The organism is Chishuiella changwenlii (assembly GCF_900142565.1).
Classification (GTDB): domain Bacteria; phylum Bacteroidota; class Bacteroidia; order Flavobacteriales; family Weeksellaceae; genus Empedobacter; species Empedobacter changwenlii.
On record NZ_FRBH01000024.1, the window covers coordinates 1 to 1,581 of the forward strand.

A 1,581-nucleotide genomic window follows, 5' to 3' on the forward strand; every position below is an offset into this window, starting at 1 on the left:
TTTCTTTACAACAGTAATGGACTATAAACGTTAGGAAATTATTTATGAAATTCTTTAAACGTTAAAGAGTAATCAGTAAATATTTTTATAGTTGTAATATCATCAAACAATACATATGCTTTATCTAAAAGATTAAAATCTGTTGTATAAAAATCTATATCTATTGAATTATGTTTAATATCTATTACTCTTCCTATGTAAATAGAATCCTCTTTAGTAAGAGATAATTCGCAAAAAATTTCATTTATTTTTAAATAGTAAAAAAGATCTTGAAAATTCTTATATTCTATTTTTTGATAATTATTTTTAATACATATCGATTTAAATTTATCGGTAATTATATAATCTTTAAGTTCATCTAAGACAAGGCTTTCTTTTTCAATTTTTGAATTGTTAATAATTAATAAGCCGTCAATTTGATAATCAACAGGATTATTAATAAGAACAGTTAATTCTTTTGAAGTATTAAGAACAACTCCTTTTATTTTATTTTTTCTTTTAGTTAATTTATATTTTATCATAATTATTTATCAACAGATATGTTCCATTCAATATTTTAAAAAATTATGTGTTAAAAGTAGGTTAGATTTCTTTAATAAAATATAGCTACACCATAAAACACCAAAAGCCAGCAGATAGCTGGCTTTTGGTTGTTAAAAAATATTTTTTATTATGTTTTAAAACTGATCGTTAAATTGAGTAATCATAAGTTCGGGCTTTTTCGTGGAATATTTTACAACAACACTATCTCCTTCACTTACATTGTCTTCTGTGTTAATTCCATCAGATTCTATATAAGATTTACCATTTACTATATATCTTACTTTTATATAGTGTGCTTTATAGGTATTTTTATTTGTAACAATTCCTTTAGTATAGTTAAAAGAGTTATTAATAGTTTTTAAATTCTTTTTATCATTAGCACTTATAAAATATACAATACCAGTTATTATTACTACGGTTACTAATAAAATCAATAAAAAAGTTAAAATTTCATTTTGTACTTCTTTTGTCATAATCCAAATACTTTTTTTACGTTCTCACTAGTTTTAGTTTGAATAGCATTATTAATAACTGTTCCATTTTTTGTAGATGTCTGGAATAATTTTGCAGCAGCAGTATGCCCTTTTGCTTTTAGCATATTACTTTGAGCATTACAAAATTGTAAGTGAAAAATCAATAATATCATTATCTGTATTATTTTACTGAACTTCATTTCTTTTTACATTAGTTATATTATTTTACTATTTCTCCATTTAAATTAAATTTTACATTAAAAACATTATCTCGGATATAACTTACTTTATGAATACTATCTTCTGTTCCTAATTTTTTTAATACATCTTTTCCTTCTTCAGCAAATGAAAAGTATTCATCATAAACAAAATATAAAGGAATTAATTTACCATTTAGAAAAACAGCTCTATTAGTATGTTTAACCCAAAAATTCTCAATAGAGTTATCTAAATATATTATATATGTATCACTATCCTCTTTATCTAATATAAAGTAATTATTATCGTTATCCTTTATTTCTTTTATAAAGATATTACTAACGTTAGATGGTAAAAAATATATAAT

At 22.0% G+C, this 1,581-nt stretch carries 4 protein-coding genes; all 4 read right to left on the reverse strand.

The features are described from left to right. Positions 1–38: 38 nt before the first annotated feature. Positions 39–521: a hypothetical protein gene (locus tag BUA86_RS15920; RefSeq protein WP_072934144.1), complete on the reverse strand. Its 483-nt coding sequence runs from the start codon at positions 519–521 to the stop codon at positions 39–41. 156 nt (positions 522–677) lie between these two features. Next, positions 678–1,016, reverse strand: a complete 339-nt coding sequence (locus tag BUA86_RS15925; RefSeq protein ID WP_072934145.1) for a hypothetical protein — start codon at positions 1,014–1,016, stop codon at positions 678–680. Beyond that, a complete protein-coding gene (locus BUA86_RS16170) occupies positions 1,013–1,189 on the reverse strand; it encodes a hypothetical protein (RefSeq protein WP_178300437.1) in 177 nt (58 codons plus the stop codon). The genes BUA86_RS15925 and BUA86_RS16170 overlap by 4 nt, the downstream gene beginning before the upstream one ends. Before the next feature lie 47 nt (positions 1,190–1,236). Then, on the reverse strand, positions 1,237–1,581 hold a 345-nt coding region (locus BUA86_RS16175; protein WP_178300438.1), incomplete at its 5' end, for a hypothetical protein.

Excerpts from the sequence above, each read along its gene's own strand:
- BUA86_RS15920 (WP_072934144.1), bottom strand. The coding sequence starts at position 521 with ATGATAAAATATAAATTAACTAAAAGAAAAAATAAAATAAAAGGAGTT.
- BUA86_RS15925 (WP_072934145.1), bottom strand. The coding sequence starts at position 1,016 with ATGACAAAAGAAGTACAAAATGAAATTTTAACTTTTTTATTGATTTTA.
- BUA86_RS16170 (WP_178300437.1), bottom strand. The coding sequence starts at position 1,189 with ATGATATTATTGATTTTTCACTTACAATTTTGTAATGCTCAAAGTAAT.